Origin of the sequence: Fructobacillus sp. EFB-N1 (assembly GCF_001038455.1) — a bacterium.
Classification (GTDB): Bacteria; Bacillota; Bacilli; order Lactobacillales; family Lactobacillaceae; genus Fructobacillus; species Fructobacillus cardui.
On sequence record NZ_LDUY01000026.1, the window covers coordinates 1 to 17,138 of the forward strand.

Here is a 17,138-nt window from a genome sequence, read left to right on the forward strand (position 1 = left end):
TCATTAAATCAAGGTCACGCTTTCCGTCAATCTGGTACGAGAATGGCTGAATGAAATCGTTATCAAAATCAAACGTGTCCCAGTCATCATAGTTGTCAATGCTACTGTTGTTCTTGATTGCGAACGGGTATAAATCAAATTCGATACTCAAGACTAACTTGTTGTTAGCTTGGTCATCATCAACCTTAACGCTCTTAGCCTTTCCAACCCAGTAATAGCCCTTGTCGTGGCTATCATACAAACGCTGGTCAAACGGTGCCATAATCAGTCGCTTTACCTTGTTTTCAACTAATTTCCGTTCAGAATAAGACACGTTTGGCATCGTAAATTGATAGGTAATCGTACGCTGGTCATAAAACCGCTCTCCAGTAATGTTGGAAAAATCAAGAATACCATTGGCATAACTCAAATTCTCGGTAACTGTCTTCTCTGCAGGGGTAGGAGCATCTCGCTCGACCAGATAGAATCCTTCATTTTTAGAATCAAACTGACCAAATTGTATCTTCTCTACAATATCAATCATAGTTGATTTCGCCTCCTATCCGTCATAATGTCACCCAACGCACCATCATATCCACTAGCTGTTGCACCAATCATTTGATTGCCGTTAATCGTGATGATTTGACCTTCACGAATTGCATTAACCACCTCTCGCAAAAGTCCGTTAGTTGAATTGTTAGCCGTCACTTCAATCTGGCTAACATTACGGCTTGTCTGCGTTGCGTTAGCGTTCAATTGCCCACTGAAGTTACTCTCCAAGTCATCAGCCATGCCAGATACATTGGATTGAACATCTTTGTACGATTCTTGGAGACCTTGATTAAGACCGTCCATGATGGCATTACCTGCTGGAATCAACAGGCGAGCATCATAACTAATTGGACCTTTGTGTTCCTTAATCCACTTACCAATTCCGCCAATGAATTTCATACCTGCTTCCCATGCAGACTTCAATCCGTCAACAAATCCATCAATAATTGCTTTACCAGCGTCAATTAATAGATGAGGGTTTTTAATAGCCTTAACGATGTTATCTAATATGTCCTTGCCAGCTCGTCCAACATTTCCAATCAAGCTAATTAATCCGTTGATGAAGCTCTTAATAAGATTAACTCCTGCGTTAAAAATGTTGCCAACGAATGATCCAATGCCGTTAATGATAGACATCACTAGGTTAGCAACTGCTCCACCTAATGCACCAATCATAGACAACAGCCCTTTAATTAGAGCCCACACCAACTGAACTGCTGCTACTACCAATGCGCCAGCTATTTGTAGCACACCTTGAACAATCGCAATACCAATTTGAACAATTGCCATCAATATTGTTGGCAAATTCTGAATTATTGCTCCAGCTAAAGCAATAACTATTTGAATAACCGCTTGAATAAGTAACGGAAGTATTTGAACAATTGCGTTAACTAGCGCTATAGCAATTTGAACGATAGCTTGAATAATCGTTGGTAGATTCTGAATTAATGCCATCGACACCGCAATAATAATTTGAACAATTGCCTGAATGATGATTGGCAAATTCTGGATTAATGCTTGCGTAATCTGCATAATCAGTGGAACTAATGCTTGCAACAAGAGAGGTATTGCTACAACAAGTCCTTCAATCAAAGTGATGATAATTTTCATGCCTACTTCAATCAATTGCGGTAACATTTGAGTAAACGCCTGTACTAGCGAATTAATAGCTGGAATAATAGCATTGATAATCTGTGGAAGAGCACTGACAATCCCGTTTAATATACTTAAGATAATCTGAACACCAGCCATCAATAATTGCGGAATCGATTGCGAAATTGCATCAACTATCTTAGGAATCATTGGAACAATAGCGTTGACTACATCCGGTATCTTTTCGGACAAGCTAGTAATTAATTTAGTAATAACATCAGTAAATTTAGTAATTAAGATAGGAAGATTGTTAGAAATAACATCCGCCATCTTAGTAATAATATTTACCATTACATCAGTTATCTGATCAATGTGTCCTGAAATGTAGTCAGCAATTGAATTAATAACATTAACGATAATGTCACTGAACTTACTGATGTAGATAGTCGCATTATCAACCATTGACACCATATCGTTCGACACAATATCAACGGCTTGAGAAAAGTTACCAGTTTGAGCAAATGCAATTCCAAGCTTTGAAAGCAGGCCGATAACAATCGAAATTGGCAATGATATTCCCATCAATGATGTGGCAATTCCTACAAAAATAGAAGCAACAGCTCGAAATCCTTGAGCAGTCGATAAGAAGTTTGTCAACGATTCAATAGCTGGAGTTAGATAAATAACAACTTTTCCGATCGCTTCACCAATTTTTTCAAAAACTCCTGAACTTGATTGTCTAATCGAATCAAATGCATTACCTACATTATTCTTCATTTGTTCGAAACTGTTAGCAATTGAAAAACCGCTTGACTGGGCTGAATTCTTCATTGAATCCATCACTGTTCCCATTGATGTACCAGCATTAGACAACGTTTTTGAAATTGAATTTTTAACAGAGTCGAATGATTTTTTAGCAAATGAATCAATTGCTGAAAAAGCAGATGTAGTTACACTAGCCATTTTAGAAAAGATAGGTGCAACTGCTGAAGCAATTTTTTCCATTTCAGAAGCAATTTTTCCAGTCACTTTTGAAACGGTTTCACTTAATTTTTCCCATGCTTTTCGACCTGTTTCTGTTTTTGTAAAAAACAGTGTAAGAGCAACAATAATTGCCTGTAGAGCAAGTATTCCTGCGCCGATTAAGTTACCTCCAGTAGCTACATTGAAAGCAACCATCGCTGCTTTAGCAGTTCCAGCTTCCTTTCTAACGTTGCTAAATGCGAATGCAATAATTGACAATTCCTTTGATATATTGCCTGTTAACGCTACTAAATTAGCTGCAATAATGTATGCTTTGTAAGCTGCAGTAGCTGATGCAATACCTGCTGTCAACGGTAGCATCCAATCTTTATTGTCATCAATAAATTTAAATAGGCCAGAAGTTACAGATATAATTTGGGGAATGTATGTCTCAACAACACCGTTAATTTTTTGAAATCCATCATTAATGATATTCTTTGCATCATTAAATAATTCTGCAATACCGCCCTTTATACCAGCAGACTTAATACCATTATCAATAGCTGTAATTGTATTAGCCAGACCGTTGACAACAGCGTTTCGCATGTTGGTAAACGATGTTCCAATTCCACCAGTAGCAGTGCGGGCAGTATTAGCAAAGCCATTGACACCACCATCTAATTCAATGAATTTCTGATTCAATTGGTCAGTAGTTATCTTGCCAGACTCCAAAGCATTATATAGGTCTTTCTGAGCAGATTTACCAGTAAATCCAAACGCCTTGGCCACTTCATTCAACGCATATGGCATTGTTTCAGTCAACGTTCGCCATGACTGCATATCAACCTTACCAGCCGCTAACATTTGACTATACTGTTGCACGCCTCGACTAGCATCAGCCGCACTCGCTCCAGATGCCAAGAACGCATCGTTCAATGCATTGGCGGTTTTAGCACCAGCTTTCGCTGAACCAGTTAATATCGCAAAGCTCTGGGCATTTTTCGTAATGTCTTGTAGCGACGTTGGCAGGCCATCAATGCCTTTCTTCAAAAGCTTGACTGATTCCTTAGTATCATCAGTTGAATAGCCCATCTGCTTCATCACTTTTGGATAGGCATTCAATGTATCGAACCGTCCAACAGCACTCGATACACTGTCTTTAACAACGTCTAATCCCTTGCTAATGACAGCAAAAGCACCAGCACCTTTAGCAATATCCATCAAGCTTGCCGTCAACTTCTTAGGTTGTTCAGCAGTCTCTTGCATGTTCCGCTTAATCTTGTCCAATGGAGCTGAGAACATGTCCTTCAAACTAAATGTAGCGTTGATTGAATAGCTATCTGCCATTAATTACCTCCTTTCTTTAATTCTCTTATCGCTTCTTCTCGTGCCCTTTTAGCACGATCAGAAAGCTCTTTTAATTGATTAACCTTGGCCTCGTCTTTCTCAATTTCGCCAGTAATCTTCTTACGAATTTTTCTGAAATCAACAATTTGAGAAGGGTTCTTAACAACGTAATTACCATCTTTGTCAGCACCCTGTACTGTTCGATTTTCAAAAGCAAAATTAGTCAGCAACTCATGTTCATCAATAGAACGCAAATCATGTGCTTGCTCTCGTAAGCGAAGCTCTTCCATGGTCATCATTTCAACTTGTTCCATGGTGGCAGTAGGCCACACATAGAAAGCCCTGCGAATTAAGCTGGAGTATTTGAGCTTGCTGGCAGGCTCTTGTCTGCCATTGCTTCTTCCATCTTCTTGTCCATGTTGTCGAACGTGTCCTTGATTGGCTTGATAATCTTGGATACTGTCGTCTTCGTCAACGGACTTGTTACTAATAAATTTTCGACTGATTCAAAAGCTTGGTCTAAATCATCAGCGTTTTCAATATCAGATTGAACTGTTTCTTCATCTTTGCCAGACATGGCAGACAACGCCTTAACCAAAGCGTATGGATCACCACCGACAATACCCATCACAATGTTCCCCATTGTTTCGATGTTGTTTTCGAAATCATTCTTAACGATTCCAAATGCGGACAAGAACTTGAACGTTACTTTCAAATCGTATTGATTTCCGTTAATAGTGATAGTTGTTTGTGACATAATAATTTCCTTTCATAGCGGCCGCCCCATAAGGTACTGTGCATTTATTGGCGACATTTAGTTAATTTACTTAGTAGGTGTAGTAGTTGATGAATTTGATGAAGAACCATAATCAGGAGCTTCATCAATTGGGGCAACTTCTGTTGGATTCTTAACCGTGTCACGGAAGAAGTTCTTAACAGTAGCCACATCAACGGCTGATACTGTTGCCAGACCCTTTACCAATTCACCAGAAATTGTCAAAGTTGTCTTGATTGTGGTATTGCTGTCAACTTCTGCTGGAACTTCCCAATCAGACAAGTAACCAACGCCGTATTGAGCCACATACTTACCATTTTGTGGTGCTTGCGAGAAGTCAATCTCCCATACTTCGACTGCCAAGCCCTTCTTCTGCGCATATGCCAACACTTGGTTGGTCAAATCATCAGAAGCAATGGCCTCAATGTCGATACTCGTTTCCAAGGCACCGACAGAGACGATGTTGCCGTCCTTAGTCGATGTAGAATCGTTCTTACGACTGTTCTTAATTGAATGAGTCGTTTGCAAGGCCAATCGTGTTGCATTCGCCTTGTCCTTGTCCTGGAACAAGCGGAACATTAAGACCTTGTCCTTACCCTTAAGTGGTGTATTCATTCTTGTATCTCCTTCTTATAAGTATTGAATGTCAAGTTCCAGCACCCCATGCCACAACGGAATGTCCGTTGATTGATCAGCAATCATTTGCTGGTTAGTGTTGGTCACTTGATACTTGAAATTATCTGTATGTTGATAATTGATAACTGTTGCTTGCAAATCATCCATGATTTCTAGCACTTCAGAACGGTGGTTGAACTCCGCATACACATCAACTTGAATGTGCGTTGTTCCCAATGTCCGCCCTTTAGTTGGAATATCTGTGTTTTGCTGATTGCCGACAAAAACAAAAGGATATGACTGGCTCTCGTCTGGTAAATAGTCGAAAGTGTCATACCCTTGTTTTTTTGACAGCTCAATAACTGTCTGAAATATTTCGTTGTATGGGTTGCTCATTTCGCCAACCTCTTTAGCTTTGAAATAAAGCTATTTCTTTCTTTGATGAATGGCGTACCAAGATACTTACGAGCCGTTTGATAACGTGTTCCGTATTCCTGATAAGCCGCATAATCAGTGTTAAATGAAATCATTCCAGTGTAGTCAGTAATTGTTACCTTTTGGCTACGCTTTAATGTTCCACCTACATATCCCTTAGGCTTTTTCGTTTTAACCGAGTAGCGCTGGCCATATCCAACAGGAACAAGTTCTTGGCTCTTTCTTGCAACATTGACTGTTGACTCTTTGACAGCTTCTTTGGCTTCTTTCATCTTGCCAACTTCATCAATTCGCTTAATCAAATCATCAAAACCATCAAATTTTACTTCAAAGTCTGCCACGATATTCCACCCCGTAAATGGTTGAAGCACGGTCAGTATTGGTACTGTTCTCAATTTTGAAATTATCGCCATCAATCACCATGTACCCTGAACGCACGTTCACCTTGTTTTGGAATCGAACCGCAATTCGTCCCTGCTTGAACGAGCCAAACACTAGATTCTGGGCTTTAACGCCCATACTCGTCACGTTGACTGGGTATACTTCCTGTTGATTGACTAACTTGTCGTCAACGAACTGTAATCGCTTGTTATACCGCATATAATCACCACATGATAATCTTTCCACGATTCTGTTCGGCCATATAACGAGAGATTGTTGAGGCGTACTCATCGAAATCACTGCTTGGATAGCTAATAGACTCTCCGTCTTGTGAGTAAGATGAATAGCCTTCGTTTCCAAGTCGATTAAATCGAGCAAGCACTACATTCTTGACAATAGGCTCTAGTTGGTTTGGCACAACCTGCTCATCTACCATCATGGCCAGTTGGTCACGAGTCATTACTTCTAACGTCTTGATCACATCATCTTGTAAATCGTCCTTAATGCCAGCCAATGTCTTGACCGTATCAAGGACACTTGGCTTATCTGTCATTTAGACCTCCTTACTTTGATTCAGTAGCTGGCTTAGCATCTGTAGCTGGCTTTGCCTTAGTGTTCGCCTTGGCGTTATTGTCATTACTGTCTGTTCCATCACCAGGAACGGCACCAAGAACATCATCACCAGTTGTTACGTTCAACATTGCAAATGCATCCTGACGTACTGGCAATACGGCAACGTCCATTGTCACCTTCATAGCGACCATGTCCTGTTCGTACAAGTTGATAGGCGTTCCATCTTCGTTCGTCAACGTTGACAACTGAGCTGACTTGTCCATTTCAACTTCCAAGTTACCTGGCAAGCCGTAGTACAAGTAATCGAAGTTACCAAATACCAAGTCGCCCTTGTTCAATACACCTTGTTGAGTGTCAACAACAGGCATACCGTCCAACGTCTTGGCTGCTGAATCATACAACTTGTCAGGGTACAATCCTGCATCCTTTTGGATGGAAGTACGCAATGCTGGGTTGTTCGTCAACGTTGACAAGAATGCGTTACCTTGCAATCCCTTGTCATATAGCTTGTTTTCCAAGGCCAAGATGTTGTCGTAGTTGATGTCACCAGACAATACTGAACCGTTGGTCTTGGCAGCGTTAGTCAATGAATCAGCATAAGGAGTGTTAATTCCCTTGATAACAGCCAAGTCAATTGCCTTGTCCATTTGTTCCACAATGAGTGGCGTTACTTCTGAGAAGAAGTTAGAGTATGAGTAGTTCAAGAATTCCTTAGACACAGGAATAATAACGGCCAACTTCTTAGCTTCCAACTTGGCTTGCAAGAAAGTAGGCTTTGAAGTAGCAATTCGTTGTGTTTCACCAGTCCAGTAGGCGCCACCTACTCCAGTCATGAATGAGAATTTCTTAGTCTTTTGGCCTTGCATTTCCACATTCTTTGCGACTTGCAAGATAGCTGATTGACCCATGATTCGGTCAATAATATTTGTTGCCACATCTGATGGAACAGATTGAGTGGTCATCACGTTGTTTGGGTTAAATTGTTGTACCATGTTTTAGTCTCCTTTACTTAATTACACGGTTTTTTTGTGCCAATTCTGAAATTGAAACAGCACCACTTAGCTTGGTAGATGAAGCGTTAGGTGTCTTTTGCTTTGACAGCTCATCAACTCGCTTGTTGACAGAATCAGCAATCACCTTCTTGAGATAGTTGATGTTATTGTTCGTTGTCTCTACATCATCACTTAGAATCAACGACACCAATTCATCTTCATTAGGCAATCCCGATTCAGCCAATGTAGACTTGGCTTGAATTGAATATTCGAGTCGCTTCAATTCTTGCTCACGCTTCGACAATTCCTTGTCACGGTCAGCTTGTTCTGCCTTAATTCGGTCAGCTTCTGTCATGCGGGCTAACTTCTTAGCCTTGTCTTCACGTTCCTTTGCTTCTTCTTCCCACTTACTGCGGGCAGTTTCAATCGCCTTGGCAACTTTCTTGTCCATAAAGCTATCGAGTTCAGATTGAGACTCAAAGCTAATGCCGTCTTTCTTGATTTCAGCTTGTTTGTCTTCGTTCTGATCTTCTACAACTTCGGTTTGTGAATCTTTGTTTTCCATTACTTACTCCTCCCGCACACACCTAATTGATGGCAAAATAAAAAGACCCATACACGACTCATTGAGACCCATACACGTCTTTAAATTCTTATTGCTATCAAATACTAGTCCGTACACGATAATTGTTATTTGAACAGTTTAAGGACTTGTTCAGGTCACGTTATTAATCATCTAATACTGGCATAATTGAACACATACAATTTGGGTGGAACGGATACATATTCGTCCCAACTTCTGCTTCTGATAGTTTATACGGGCCAGATTTCGCTATGCTAATACACGTCTGACAGGCTCTTCGTTCATACACAATTTCGTACCTATCAATACCTGACTGCTTGTAAGAATCACGTTGAACATCACCTTGGACTCTGGCCGTTTCTGTTATCAACAATCTTCCTGATTGTGAAGGTTGGACACTGAACACATCACGAAATTCCTTGTTGAATTGGTTAGGATTCTTGCCCTGCAAAATAACCTTATTCAACGTCTCATTTAGCTTATTTTTAAGCTGTTCTGTGTTCTTCCAGATGTTTGTACTAAACGTGTAAGAACCTTCACCAGCGAGCGAATAGGCCGTATTAACTAGTTGAGATGCAGATGCAGTTGTGTAGGAAACACTTTGTCCTAATATCATTGACTGACGTTTGTATTCATCAATAGCTTGTTGCGTTAAGTAGTCTTCTGTACTACTTGTAATTCGACCGTTTAATTTATCAATTTCAAGCGCCATTTCAAGTTGCAACAACTTAAGCCGACTAACACGAATCTTAAGATTATACAGTTTCAAATCGTCATTAGCATTGTCAGAGAAGTCCTTATCAGCAACATATTGCTTCACTTTATCAACGAATCGAGTCACGTCAGCCTTATCAGCCAACTTCATCGCTTCGTCCATCGTCATTCCTTGGCCTTTGGCGTATCGAATGAAGTTGCGGTTAATATCGTCAGTAATATCATTAAGCGCCTGGTCATATAGCTTGTTCAGAACTTTAAGCTGTTCACCAGAGGAATTCTTGATGTCATCAGCATGGTCTAACTCACGTTGTACCCAATATGATTTACTCTGCTTGTCCACCATCTACTTCATCTCCTTTGTCAGAGTCGAACTTGACATTATTCATTGGCTCTGACTGGTCTAGCTCTTCTTCATGCTCAGTAGCTAGATTATTCTCTTCGGTAGTAGCATCTGTGAAGTGAGTCTGATCATACATTGTCTTGCGTGACAGCGGAATACCAGCATTTGTCAGCATTTGCACCTCTTCGCTTACGGCGTATGGCAAATTTGGTGTAAACGTGACATTGACTGGCGTATAGTTAGACAATCCACCCTTCAAGTTAGAAGTTAGTGTGCCTAACAATTCATACCGCCGACCAAGTGACCGCTTGAATGAGTTCATCGTCTGGGCAATCGCCTGCTCAAAGCCAAAAATCTTATATCTCATTGCGACACCACTCGCATTGCCACCAAATGATTCATCAGCCAGATTAGGCACATTGGACATCATGAAGATATCCTTGAACAGCCGTTGCTGATAATTCTCACTAGCCGTGGAATTAAATTCTGGATTAATGTATTTGGCATCAATACTGGTGCTGTTACCTTCTCGGTCAGTTCCTGACTGCAATGCCAACACACCATACTGCTTAATGTTGTTGATGAGCTGGCTTACACCGTCTTTCCCCTTAGGAGCTTGGAAGTCGCCACTAATGACCAGTAACGAATTAACCACATCAGTCATGTAGTTGGAAGTGTCGGAATTAACAGCATCATAGGCATCAATCAGACTGATTACGTCCTCATACCAACCTGTGCGGTAACGATTGCTAGAATATTCAACGATTGGCACTTGGTTGTAGAAGTGAGGAGTGCTGTCTGTTGCTTTCAGCGCACCAACAGCCTGCGTAATGTTAGCAAATGTGACAATCTCGTTATCTGTATACAAGTTGACACTGTACTGTGTCTGGTTATTATCCAGCGTATCAATTTCTACCATTCGAACGGCCGCCAACGGATTACGTTCAATCGTATTGTCGTAAATCACGAACGTCTCGAATACATTAGACAGCTTAACGTTGTTGTTCGAGTTTTCATCACGATATTGCAATTCATATGCTCGTCCATACTTAGCCACGTCATACATCAGTTCGTTATCAAGCGTAGGCACATCGTTGTATTGATTGAACGCATCGATTAATTTCTGCTCGCTGTCATCACCAACGGTGTACTTAACAGGGACTGACGTTGTGTAGCCAGCCACGAACTGGGCAATAATCTTGCCGAAGTTGTGCGCTCTACGATAATCAGCCTTGTTTTCTTCCTTTTTCTTAGGCCGACTATAAATTGTTGAATTAAGCCCCTTAGAGTATTCGTCCAACACTTGCAGTCGTGGAATTTGGTTGTCTAAAAAATGCTTGATAATCTTACCAAGCATCAGATAGTTATTATTAGTTAAGTCGTCCAGTGAATCGACTAGATAATTGATATTGCTTGCCGTATCGAACGGGAATGATTCACCGTTCATGATCGACTTAATATCTCTCTCGAAATTATTAACTACTGCCATTACATATATCCTTTCAGCTTGGCCAAGTCAGCAATGTCCATTGTGTTCTGTTCCATGGCTAGCTTGTCGTTGTAAATCACATAGCGGATAGCGTCCATCAAATGGTCATTCTCTTTCACCACATCGCCGTTCTTGCCCCACACATAGCGGTATATTTCACTCCTGAATGTTGGACAGTCATCATAGACAACGTTGAACTGATTGTTGTGAATCTTGTCAGCCACCGCTTCAATACCGTTAGCTACATTCTTATTGGCCTTAAGCGCCCTGATTCCATTCTGCTTCAGGTCATAGATATGCTCTGGGTTAGCCGTGTCACAGTAGAAGATAATATCGCCATAGCGGTCTTGAATATCTTTAGCCACGTTGATCCAGTGGTCAATTGACTTCTTACTGTCTACATGCTCTTCCATCAGCGTGTATTTACCGTCTCTAAAGCCAATAACAGCAAATGCTGTCGGGTGATTAAATCCCCAATCGACACCAACCATAAACCTCTCGTAACTCTGGTCAAACGCCTTATCACGAGTAACAGTCATGGTGTCTTTGTTAAATTCAGGATAGACAGCACCTTCACCGCTTACCCACAAACCTTTGATATAACGGTCATAAAACATGCCAGGCGGGACAGTCGCTTTGTAATTCTGCTTATATCCTTCGTCCAACATCTCGTTATCGTCAAACTCGAAGTGATATGCCTGAATACCATCGTGGCCAGATTTCTCAATGTAATCTTTCAACAGCCAATGTTCGGGGTTATCTGGGTTGGTATCACAGATAACAACAGCACCCTTACCAGAACAACGGGAACGAATTTCATCGAACACGACCTTATTGCAAAGGCTCGCTTCGTTAATGTAAGCACCAAATGCTGTCATACCACGAATACGACCAATACCCGAGATTGAACCAGTTGAAGTCTGCACGATGTGAACACCCATTAGTTCGAACTCGTTATATTTGTTCATTTGAATACTGATGCCCATGTTCTGCAGTTCAGCAATGATGTTTCGTTGAATGTTGGCCATAGTGTAACCAGCCAGAATGTACTGTGGATTAGCCACGCCAACTTCATCAGCATTCTTCTTGGCATTGGCCACCAGCATGATAAACAGCAGATTATCTAAGAACGTCTTGCCACTTCGCTTAGCTCCGTACAAGATAAGCAATTTTAAATCGCCTAAAGTTCGGTTAACATCAGCTATCACTTGGTGTTGCTTCGTTGTCAACTTCATTCAACACCTCCTAGACTGTCTGCAATGCCTCGCAACATGTCATCTTGATTATCACCGCCACCTTGCAACTCCTTTGCCTTGGCCTCCAAAATATCTGCTTCAGCAATCGCTTTTCGTAGCTGTTGCTCTGCCAATTTATCAGAACCGGGATAGCGCTTAAGTATCTCTTTAGTCGCCGTTATACGAGTCTTTAAATCAGCCTCTTTCTCAGTAGTCTCGACACCAACAGGAGTAGCCACAATAACAGTTTCCTTAACTTCACCTCTAGCTATACTAGTCAGCAATTGAACAGCCTCTGTGGCGCTCATAATGCGCTTAGCTTCCATTTCAGACATGCGCTGTTCGATATATGCTTTTATATTAGGTTTTATTAGGTTTTCATTACCAATTACAGCCGCCGTTTTCTCGCTGTAACCCGCTTTAATAGCGGACTGAGTAGCATTTCCAGACTTTACATATTCATCAGCAAATTTTTTTTGCTTTACAGTCAATTTCATGTCATCGTCACTCCTCCTTTCTCCTTAAATTTATGTACTAAAAAAGACAGCTTAGGCTGTCTAAAATAAAAAGAACTGTTAAGGTTTGATATAATTTTATAAACCATCACTTAAAGGTGTTAATTATGGAAAAATATATAAAAGTAGAAAAAATAAAAATTTTTAGATCAATAAACGAATTTTACGTTTTTCTTATGATGAATAGTATTGTTACTGCATTCTGCTTTAAATTTCTTAATAGAAATTATTTAAGAGTATTTTTACTATCAACATCATTAACTTCAGATCAAATATCTCTGTCAATTGTATTCTTTTTTATCTCACTAGAATTGTTATCAATCAACGTATTCGTGAAAAAATCTGACATATTGTATAATCCCCAATCAATACTTGGATTTGCCCCAATGGTATTATGTACATTCACTGTTCTTTGTATAAGTTCTGCATTAAATGATGTGCATTTTATGAAAATCAAGTTTTATACATGGCAAATTATGCTATATTCACTTTTTCTATCTCTAACTATTTTTGAATTATTTGTTATTGTAAAAGAATTAATCAAACCATATTTATTATCTGCGCTAGATCCCAGAAACGAAAAAAGTAATGAAAGAATCATTGCAGAAAATATAAACAACATCATCATGCCTTTTATAGCAGTTTTAATTTCACTTATGGCGCTCATTTTTAGATAAGTCGTGCCCGGCAATAAATCCAAACACTCCGCAGGAAAATGGTAATACAAACACAACTAATAAAAAAGTAAAATCATCCATTATAACCACCTCATATGCTTATGGTAATTAATCGCACCGTATCGAAATCCTGCCCGCATGTTAGCGTGTCGATAGTCGTGTTTCTCTGGTTGCTCATCCGTCACAGTAGCGAACTGTTTATTGACAGCCGTTGCCTGTTCTTTATGTCGCTTCATTCTTGTTTCACTGTCTTCATACATGGATTTACCTCCAAATAAAAAAGACCTTTTAAGGTCTTTACTTTTTGAGCCACTTATAAACAAAATAAAATCCAATAAAAATAGGTATCGATACAATCAATACAGCTAATAAATATTGTGTAATAATTCCATTCATTTTCTTCCCTATCCTAATAATTCGCTTTCAATGTTGTTTAAATGCTGTTTAAATTCTTCTTCATTATCAAGATAATCATGATATTTAACTTTTAACAAATCTAATGGATCCAAAATTTCGCCTGAAAAATCAAACTTTAAACAACTAACAATCATTGCAACATATACAAGTTGACTATAATCATCAATCTTTTTTTCTCCATTTTTATATGTGTGTTGCAAAAACATACCGAGTAACTTAATTGTTTTCGCTGATGAGTATACTAAAGTCCTATTTAATAACTTTTGCAAATCATTAGGCCTTTCAAGAACTGAATTATCGACATCATTTATGATTTTTACCCAATCAGACAAAACGTCTTGCATACTCTTGCCACTTGATTGTCTAAAGTAATTATCAATTTGAAGCTGTTTATTGTTTGAAAGTTGCCTTGTATCTTTTAATTTATCAGCAACCATATCCGGCAATTTAATAATTCCATAGATAATCAACAGTAATACAAACCCACCAACTACTTGCAAAATAGTTTCCATAACCATCTCCTAAACGTTTGTTTAGAAAATAATATATCATGTATTAGCACAACTTTAACTGTAATCGTCAAAAATTTGCCCTAAACCAAGCAATTTTAATCCCGGGCGTAATAATACCGATTGCTCCAGTAAATAAACCTACTGCTGTCATGTATAACGCACCTACACACAACCACTCAAACGTTCGACCTACATGATTCATAATTTTATTTTTCATAATTAACTCCAAAATAAAAACCACCGTTAGAATGAACTAACTAGTGGTTTATTATTTATTATTCAACTTTACTTATTAACGAACGATAGCAACATGTACCAACTTAACGATACCAACTACCAGTAGCATAATTCCGAAGAATTCCCACAAGAACAGCCCACCAAATAATGGACTAAACACCAACGTTACTCCGGCCAGCAAACTGATTAAGGCAGAAATGAATGTCCATACTCGATTACTTCCCCAGCGATTGATGATTGTCATTTGAACAATACCTTCAATAGCCCATGTCAAACCAGTTAATATTCCTACTACAACAAGAAGTGATAAGGTCGCCGTTTCGATATCAAGGAAGATAAACAGACCAGCTACCATGTAAAGAATTGACATGATAATACCGATGATACGGTTCGACTTTCCTTGGTCAGTATCACGAAGAGAAACTAGTAACTTCGACACCCCAATTGCCAAAAAAGCAAATCCAATCATACCCGCTACAAAACTGGCACTCTTTTCAGGCCACACAGTAATAAACGCGCCCATGATTGTAGAAATCAAGCCATCAATCCCAATTGTGCGTCGAACTCTTGATGTAAAAGCATCCATTTCAAATATCTCCTAAACAATAATTTTTATTCACAATTATTATATATCAAATAATAAATCATTGCTATTTAATATCAAAAATGACCATTGCATGATTTGCAACAGTCATTATGTACCGCAGCCACCTTCCGCCAGGAGATGACTACTACTCGCTACCAATTGCTTGGGTCTCGGCGAGCTATGGTTCTGGCTGGAGTCGAACCAACAACAGCATCAGCATAATTGCTGATGTGCTCTACCAGTTGAGCTACAGAACCATCTGCCAACCATTCCAGGCTGACTATTTAAAGGAGCGTGGGTGTTTCCGCACCCCGCAGAAATTCTTTTGCAAAATTTCTATACTACAAATATAACACCATTTTTAAGGCAAAAAGTCGCATGATAGTCGCATGTTTTTAGAGGGTCAAGTTTTCCACAGGACGTGCCCAATGAGAATTGTAATATTTCTCTTTAGCATGCTGCACATCACGAATACACTGGCTCTTAGACTTATACATCATCTTTGCAATCTTCGGCCATACATAATTTTTTTGCTCGTCGTAATGATATTCCAACATTGTGACCAGTTGTGGGTCTAAAGTCATCATGAACTGTTTAACCGATTCATAGCGAATAGTCAAACGCACAATTTCAGGGTCTGACTCTTCCCTGATAATCTGATTATCAAGGGCCCGATTGATTTCATTTTGCTTTTTACCGCCACCAATATTCTCATCTCTAACCGGATTATCAAATCTTAATTCGAACCGTCGCCAAGAAATCTGTTTCTTGATTGTCCCTGAGAAATAATCAGTAAATAGCTGATCAACTGTGTATTTCAAATTTATTCCCCCCTAGAAACTAATTTACGGTATAACAATACATCGAATGAGTACAAATCATCACTGATTTCTTCAATCATTATCAATTGCCCTTTTGAGTAACTGTCGCTTGCCTTGTCATCATAGATAATCCAAATTTCAAATACATTTTCTTCAAACAGTGTGTTTTTAAACTTATTTAAAATATATTTATTATTCGGAACAACTGTAAAACTTAATACCTTACCATAAGAATCGATTCTTATTTTTTTAACGCTATAAGTTAGCAATTCAGCATCATGAATACTCTCTTCACCTTCTTTTCGGAAGTATATTTTTTTCATCGTTTCACCTTAATTTCTACCCGTGGCCGTTCCTTATCCACTTCAAATGACTCATGAAATCCCGTCACATATTTCAAGCTATCGTTTGGCAAGAACACTTCACCCCGTACATTTGCCTTCTGCATACCATCAAGAATGAATTTCTTGATAAACGCCCAATTGTCTGAATCAGTTCGTTTATCTGGCACATACCAACGCAACTCAAGCATACATGGCCACTCGAATCGCACACCGTCTACCATGGCCTGCTGTACTACTAGCTGGCAGTAATTTGTTGCCTGCTTCTTCATCTTAGAGCCAATGTAACGATTCTTACGTTCAGCCTGAATGTATTTATTGAGAGTGAATTGTTTGAGCACATTTAAATCGAATTCAACAATGCAGTCTCTCAATAATTATTCCTCCACTGCCGTTAGCTGATGTTCGTAGATGAAGCTGTCAGCCCCGTGCTTGTCGGTCTCTTTAAATCCTTGTTCGCCAATCTTCTCAATGCGCCAAACGCCAAGAATTGAGTTGTATTCATACACATAGTATTGATTGCCGTTTTTGTCTTTATATTTGTCCATCATTTACTCCAAACTGATACGAAACGTCCATACAATGCTGTCATCAGATAGAATGCCATTGTCAACAACATTGGCAACGAACTTGCGGAATATCCAGCAGACAAAGCAGTAAACCAAAGCGCAATATTGACAACGTCAGCCATCAACCACAATGTGTAGCTGTCACCATATCCTAGAAATACATAGATTGATGCAAACGCACCGATTACCAACGTCAATGAGTCCCATACTGGGTTTGTGTCGCCTAACCATGTGTAAACGATAATGAGTGGTAGCCAGATAATGACCATCAGCGCCAATGTTGACAACCAGTTGTTAATGCTCAAATGCTTCACACCGTTCTTGATACGGTGCCCCCAACTCTTCCACGTCACAATCAGTGGAATATCAATCAAGGACACGAACACTAACTGATT

25 protein-coding genes and 1 tRNA gene are annotated in these 17,138 nt (G+C 39.5%); 1 reads left to right on the forward strand and 25 read right to left on the reverse strand.

Translation table 11 applies throughout. From position 1 onward, the window contains the following. From FEFB_RS06630 to FEFB_RS06700, 15 genes are all read right to left on the reverse strand, one after another. Positions 1-523 (reverse strand): hypothetical protein (locus FEFB_RS06630; RefSeq protein WP_047975463.1); only part of this gene is annotated, 523 nt, incomplete at its 3' end. Continuing rightward, the gene (locus tag FEFB_RS08310; protein WP_053068970.1) at positions 520-3,933 is read right to left on the reverse strand and encodes a tape measure protein; all 3,414 of its coding nucleotides are present in this window, start codon (positions 3,931-3,933) and stop codon (positions 520-522) included. The genes FEFB_RS08310 and FEFB_RS06630, both read right to left, overlap by 4 nt. Beyond that, entirely contained in the window at positions 3,933-4,247 is a 315-nt protein-coding gene (locus tag FEFB_RS06640; RefSeq protein ID WP_152666247.1) for a hypothetical protein, read from the reverse strand. The genes FEFB_RS08310 and FEFB_RS06640 overlap by 1 nt, the downstream gene beginning before the upstream one ends. Positions 4,248-4,282: 35 nt before the next feature. After that, the gene (locus FEFB_RS06645; protein WP_047975465.1) at positions 4,283-4,690 is read right to left on the reverse strand and encodes a tail assembly chaperone; all 408 of its coding nucleotides are present in this window, start codon (positions 4,688-4,690) and stop codon (positions 4,283-4,285) included. Between the two features lie 66 nt (positions 4,691-4,756). Then, positions 4,757-5,323: a phage major tail protein, TP901-1 family gene (locus FEFB_RS06650; RefSeq protein ID WP_047975466.1), complete on the reverse strand. Its 567-nt coding sequence runs from the start codon at positions 5,321-5,323 to the stop codon at positions 4,757-4,759. 15 nt (positions 5,324-5,338) lie between these two features. Further along, the gene (locus FEFB_RS06655; protein ID WP_047975467.1) at positions 5,339-5,719 is read right to left on the reverse strand and encodes a DUF3168 domain-containing protein; all 381 of its coding nucleotides are present in this window, start codon (positions 5,717-5,719) and stop codon (positions 5,339-5,341) included. Beyond that, a complete protein-coding gene (locus FEFB_RS06660; protein WP_047975468.1) occupies positions 5,716-6,099 on the reverse strand; it encodes an HK97-gp10 family putative phage morphogenesis protein in 384 nt (127 codons plus the stop codon). The genes FEFB_RS06655 and FEFB_RS06660 overlap by 4 nt, the downstream gene beginning before the upstream one ends. Next, positions 6,086-6,358 carry a hypothetical protein gene (locus FEFB_RS08770; protein ID WP_047975469.1) on the reverse strand — a complete coding sequence of 91 codons (273 nt, stop codon included), beginning with the start codon at positions 6,356-6,358 and terminating at the stop codon, positions 6,086-6,088. Before FEFB_RS08770 ends, FEFB_RS06660 begins: the two co-directional genes overlap by 14 nt. Positions 6,359-6,362: 4 nt before the next feature. Then, positions 6,363-6,692, reverse strand: coding sequence for a phage head-tail connector protein (locus FEFB_RS06670; protein WP_047975470.1), 330 nt, complete (start codon positions 6,690-6,692; stop codon positions 6,363-6,365). Between the two features lie 10 nt (positions 6,693-6,702). Beyond that, entirely contained in the window at positions 6,703-7,704 is a 1,002-nt protein-coding gene (locus FEFB_RS06675) for a phage major capsid protein (protein ID WP_053068971.1), read from the reverse strand. Positions 7,705-7,717: 13 nt separating this feature from the next. Beyond that, positions 7,718-8,269 (reverse strand): DUF4355 domain-containing protein, encoded by a 552-nt coding sequence (locus FEFB_RS06680; RefSeq protein ID WP_053068972.1) that lies wholly within the window; start codon positions 8,267-8,269, stop codon positions 7,718-7,720. 163 nt (positions 8,270-8,432) lie between these two features. Further along, positions 8,433-9,347 (reverse strand): minor capsid protein, encoded by a 915-nt coding sequence (locus FEFB_RS06685; protein ID WP_047975471.1) that lies wholly within the window; start codon positions 9,345-9,347, stop codon positions 8,433-8,435. After that, positions 9,328-10,833 carry a phage portal protein gene (locus FEFB_RS06690; RefSeq protein WP_047975472.1) on the reverse strand — a complete coding sequence of 502 codons (1,506 nt, stop codon included), beginning with the start codon at positions 10,831-10,833 and terminating at the stop codon, positions 9,328-9,330. The genes FEFB_RS06685 and FEFB_RS06690 overlap by 20 nt, the downstream gene beginning before the upstream one ends. Continuing rightward, the gene (locus tag FEFB_RS06695; protein ID WP_047975473.1) at positions 10,833-12,068 is read right to left on the reverse strand and encodes a PBSX family phage terminase large subunit; all 1,236 of its coding nucleotides are present in this window, start codon (positions 12,066-12,068) and stop codon (positions 10,833-10,835) included. Before FEFB_RS06695 ends, FEFB_RS06690 begins: the two co-directional genes overlap by 1 nt. Next, positions 12,065-12,565: a terminase small subunit gene (locus FEFB_RS06700; RefSeq protein ID WP_047975474.1), complete on the reverse strand. Its 501-nt coding sequence runs from the start codon at positions 12,563-12,565 to the stop codon at positions 12,065-12,067. Before FEFB_RS06700 ends, FEFB_RS06695 begins: the two co-directional genes overlap by 4 nt. 125 nt (positions 12,566-12,690) lie before the next feature. On the opposite strand from FEFB_RS06700, the gene FEFB_RS06705 reads away from it, so the two are divergent. Next, positions 12,691-13,260, forward strand: coding sequence for a hypothetical protein (locus FEFB_RS06705; RefSeq protein WP_047975475.1), 570 nt, complete (start codon positions 12,691-12,693; stop codon positions 13,258-13,260). A gap of 80 nt (positions 13,261-13,340) precedes the next feature. Here the strand turns inward: FEFB_RS06705 and FEFB_RS06710 are convergent, their stop codons facing one another. The 10 genes from FEFB_RS06710 to pnuC form a co-directional block, all read right to left on the reverse strand. After that, entirely contained in the window at positions 13,341-13,520 is a 180-nt protein-coding gene (locus tag FEFB_RS06710; protein WP_047975476.1) for a hypothetical protein, read from the reverse strand. Between the two features lie 144 nt (positions 13,521-13,664). Further along, positions 13,665-14,189 carry a hypothetical protein gene (locus FEFB_RS06715; protein WP_047975477.1) on the reverse strand — a complete coding sequence of 175 codons (525 nt, stop codon included), beginning with the start codon at positions 14,187-14,189 and terminating at the stop codon, positions 13,665-13,667. 67 nt (positions 14,190-14,256) lie between these two features. Continuing rightward, entirely contained in the window at positions 14,257-14,406 is a 150-nt protein-coding gene (locus FEFB_RS08775) for a hypothetical protein (protein ID WP_161795104.1), read from the reverse strand. A gap of 75 nt (positions 14,407-14,481) precedes the next feature. Continuing rightward, positions 14,482-15,012 (reverse strand): HdeD family acid-resistance protein, encoded by a 531-nt coding sequence (locus tag FEFB_RS06720; protein WP_047975478.1) that lies wholly within the window; start codon positions 15,010-15,012, stop codon positions 14,482-14,484. Positions 15,013-15,193: 181 nt separating this feature from the next. After that, positions 15,194-15,269 (reverse strand) — tRNA-Leu (locus tag FEFB_RS06725). Positions 15,270-15,407: 138 nt separating this feature from the next. After that, positions 15,408-15,833, reverse strand: coding sequence for a DUF722 domain-containing protein (locus FEFB_RS06730; RefSeq protein ID WP_047975479.1), 426 nt, complete (start codon positions 15,831-15,833; stop codon positions 15,408-15,410). 2 nt (positions 15,834-15,835) lie between these two features. Next, on the reverse strand, positions 15,836-16,156 hold the full coding sequence (locus FEFB_RS06735) for a hypothetical protein (protein ID WP_047975480.1): 321 nt from the start codon (positions 16,154-16,156) through the stop codon (positions 15,836-15,838). Beyond that, a complete protein-coding gene (locus FEFB_RS06740; RefSeq protein WP_152666248.1) occupies positions 16,153-16,548 on the reverse strand; it encodes a RusA family crossover junction endodeoxyribonuclease in 396 nt (131 codons plus the stop codon). The genes FEFB_RS06735 and FEFB_RS06740 overlap by 4 nt, the downstream gene beginning before the upstream one ends. A gap of 3 nt (positions 16,549-16,551) precedes the next feature. Then, positions 16,552-16,722, reverse strand: a complete 171-nt coding sequence (locus FEFB_RS08780; RefSeq protein WP_235271971.1) for a hypothetical protein — start codon at positions 16,720-16,722, stop codon at positions 16,552-16,554. Beyond that, on the reverse strand, positions 16,722-17,138 hold a 417-nt coding region (gene pnuC, locus FEFB_RS06745), incomplete at its 5' end, for a nicotinamide riboside transporter PnuC (protein ID WP_047975485.1). The genes pnuC and FEFB_RS08780, both read right to left, overlap by 1 nt.